We start from the raw sequence: 3399 nt of genomic DNA on the forward strand, positions 1-3399 counted from the left end.
CGAAATCCAGCGACCAGCGGGCATTGGCCTTCGCTTCGACCAGTATCGGCGCACGCGTGCCGACAGCACGCCGCCTGGCTTTCCGCTTGCGAACCGAAAGCCCTTCCTCGCGATACAGCCGATAGATGCGGTTGACGCCGGACGGCTCTCCCTCCCGCCTGAGCAGGACGAACAGTCGCCGGTAGCCGAAACGCCGTCGCTCGTTGGCGAGGTCGCGCAGTCTTGCCCGCAGTTCGACCTCCGGCGGTCGGCAGGACCGATAGCGCACCATCTTCCGATCAGCGGATATGATCTGGCAGGCCCGCCGCTCCGAGAGACCCATGACGGCCTTCAGATGCCCGACGGCTTCACGCTTGGCGGCGGGCCCTACCATTTTTTTGCAAGAAGCTCGCGGAGTGCGGCGGCGTCGAGCATCTGCTCGGCCAGCAGCTTCTTCAGCTTGGCGTTCTCCTCTTCGAGCGCCTTCAGGCGCTTCGCCTCGGAGACTTCCATGCCACCGTATTTGGCCTTCCAATTGTAAAAGGTCGCTTCTGAAATTCCGTGCTTGCGGCACAGGTCCGCCACCTTCGCGCCAGCCTCCTGCTCCTTCACTACCGCAATAATCTGCTCTTCCGTAAATCTCTGCTTCTTCATGTGTCCGTCCTTTAATGGGCCGGACTCTAATCCAAACTGGAGGAAATTACCCGTGGCAGGTCAGGGTTCATTGCGATTCTGGTCATGGGCCGGAAGCAGAAAGCTGCCTAACCCTCGCCACGATCATTCTAGCCGCGGATTCCATCAATCAGGGGGTTTTCTGCAAGCCCAAGAACGTGGTTTATCGCGCCGACCGCGATAGGAGAGATGATAATTGAAATGACCATATTTCGGGCGTTGACGAAAAGGACCCCGATAATATTGACCGCAATGAGCAGGATCGCCGAATTCTTGAAGGATACCGAACCGGCGGCGAGGCGGTCTTGAGATGCGGGTTTCACGACTTGAGCCGGTCATTTCGACATATCGTCGATTGAGCGCCATCCGTAAGCGATTTCCTCCAGCGTTACCCCGGGTCGGACGTCTTTTTTTTCGCCGGCAACCCGCCCGCCACAGTGCTCGTAAAACCCGCACGCATTGATATTTTGACGAAGAACCCAAACCGAGCCACCCCGAAGAGACCGGGATTTCAACTCGTCGGCCATCGCTTTGACGAGCGCCTTTCCCGTTCCCTTGCCCTGCTCGTCGTGCAGCACGTAGAGTGCGGAAATCTCGCCGTCGAAACCTGCGGCGCGGAGTTCTTCAGTCCTCTGTATATTGCACGCACCGAAGCCTACAACCTCATTTTCCCTACACGCGACGAAGGCGGCAGTGCTTGGAAAGCTTTGGGGCGACGACAGTATGTTTTTCCAGCTTGTCGATCTGTTTTCGACCGACAAGCTGTCGAGCATTGCCTGCGGTAGAAGGCCGGTATAAGTTTCATGCCACGAACGAACGTGGACTTTGGCGATGGCAAGTGCGTCGTCCGCTGTCGCTCTATGAATTTCCATCTTTAAACGCTCTTTAATAGTGCAACCGCTTTTTCTCTCGTTATTAAGGCCTGTAAGCGTCGGAAGTCGCGTCTTTCGGCGGCGTCGTTTGCTTGCGATCAGACATGTTCGTTTTCTCCCTTGAATTTTAGATATTTTGATGCTGCGAAAATTACCTTTGTCATCCCAAAATAAGCTAACATTATTCCAGCATTTATTAGCAGAATACCAAATTCATTTGAATATATCTTCTTTGAAGAAAGTACGAAAAGCTTGCTTGGCACGAGACTCGCATAGTAAATACCAAAACCAAAAAATGTTGCGGCAATAACACTCCCCTTGAATGCAAATATCTGGAAATTATTCAATGGTTTTGACATTCCTTTATTTAAAAAAATCGCGATGAAGAAATTTGTTAATATGAATACCGCAGATATATATACACACAAGCCGTATGATAATGCATATTTATAACCAAGTCCTGGTTCAACAGTTTGAAAATATGGATAAGTATCTCTGACGTTCGGCGACATATTCCGCCAAAGGGAAACAATCCTGTTGCTCATTTCTCCCTCAAGGGAAGCGACAGGCAACAGCAATATGATTAGCAACTGAACTGCCACCGCAGATATATATATGAATATAATTGTGTTATTCAGACGATATAGGCCGACACTATCCGCCTTCGAAATTATGCGATCGTCAGGATACGCGCGCCGCGCCCTTTTCATATTTTCATTAAATGAAGCAAACCAGTTCACTTATACTCTTCCTTTTAGGAACACTGAATTTCACCGACATCAGGTCCGCAGCATACCAATCAATTAGGGGAACAAATAGGGATGCCATGCCCCCTATTTCACGAGACCAAGCCTGAATTTTGCGGGAACAAGTATAGATTAAAGCAGCCAACGAAATAAAAGAACCGTAGTGGAACGATCGCCCATTGAAGCAGAGGGCGGCAAAGCACCGGAAGTCGCATCTTGCGGCGTCGTCGTTTGCTTGCGATCAGACATACCCAAGTTCTCCCTTGAATTTTATATATTTTGATATCGTGAATATTGTTGCGATCACTCCAAATCCGGCAATCATTATAGTTAGATCCGAAACAATAATTCCTACTTCGGTTGATAATAATTTCTGCCGCGCAGACCTATAATTCTCATTGTTTGGAGAGCTATAATCCACGAAATAAACTACAGATACAGCGCACGCCGTTGCAAATACCGTTACTTTAAATGTTGATAGTTGAAACTCCGTCAGCATTCGCAAACTTGATTTTTTTACAAATATTGCAATCATCAAATACATTAATATAAATACCGCAGATATGTACGTGGATAAGCCATACGATAGTACGTACTTATAACCAAGCCCCGGCTTCACGGACTCCAAATACAAATAATTGCCTCCAGCATTCGGTGATAAATTCCGCCAAAGCGACACGGTCTCGTTACTAAAATCGAAATCCAAAGAACCAGGGGAGGCGGCCAATATAACGACCAATTGAAGTACCAGTGCCGACGCATATAGTATCAGAAGCGTTTTGTGCAGACGAAATAGACCGGCGCTATCTGCCCTGGAGATGATCATGTCATCCGGGTGCGCACGCCCCATTCTGTTCATAATCTCAAGCATGGAAGTTAACCAGATCACGATCATCCCTTCTGGGAAAGGCTGCAGTTACCAACTTCAGGCAAGCAGAATACCAATGGATTGGAGGAACAAATAGGGATGCCATCACCCCTATTTTACGGGACCGTGCCGAATCAGCGTAAAGCATCGAGCATCCGCGGCGAGATAGCCGGGACGGCTTTTTCAATGCCGCCTCCGCCCGCGTGACGTTTGCTCTCCTTGTGATGACGATCAGCTCGCGAGCGATGGCCTGAAGGCAAGC

3 protein-coding genes and 1 pseudogene are annotated in these 3399 nt (G+C 49.6%); all 4 read right to left on the reverse strand.

The genetic code is table 11. The features are described 5' to 3' along the window. Positions 1–633: pseudogene (locus DUT91_RS24620) on the reverse strand (transposase); the annotation flags it as partial. A gap of 353 nt (positions 634–986) precedes the next feature. Continuing rightward, positions 987–1523 carry a GNAT family N-acetyltransferase gene (locus DUT91_RS24630; protein WP_114443014.1) on the reverse strand — a complete coding sequence of 179 codons (537 nt, stop codon included), beginning with the start codon at positions 1521–1523 and terminating at the stop codon, positions 987–989. Between the two features lie 98 nt (positions 1524–1621). Further along, positions 1622–2263 (reverse strand): hypothetical protein, encoded by a 642-nt coding sequence (locus DUT91_RS24635; protein WP_147272292.1) that lies wholly within the window; start codon positions 2261–2263, stop codon positions 1622–1624. 247 nt (positions 2264–2510) lie between these two features. Continuing rightward, complete coding sequence (locus tag DUT91_RS24640) at positions 2511–3140, reverse strand: hypothetical protein (RefSeq protein ID WP_147272293.1); 630 nt, start codon at positions 3138–3140, stop codon at positions 2511–2513. Positions 3141–3399 lie beyond the last annotated feature (259 nt).

Source organism: Paramesorhizobium salinisoli (genome assembly GCF_003335045.1).
GTDB lineage: Bacteria > Pseudomonadota > Alphaproteobacteria > Rhizobiales > Rhizobiaceae > Paramesorhizobium > Paramesorhizobium salinisoli.

Excerpts from the sequence above, each read along its gene's own strand:
- DUT91_RS24630 (WP_114443014.1), bottom strand. The coding sequence starts at position 1,523 with ATGGAAATTCATAGAGCGACAGCGGACGACGCACTTGCCATCGCCAAA.
- DUT91_RS24640 (WP_147272293.1), bottom strand. The coding sequence starts at position 3,140 with ATGCTTGAGATTATGAACAGAATGGGGCGTGCGCACCCGGATGACATG.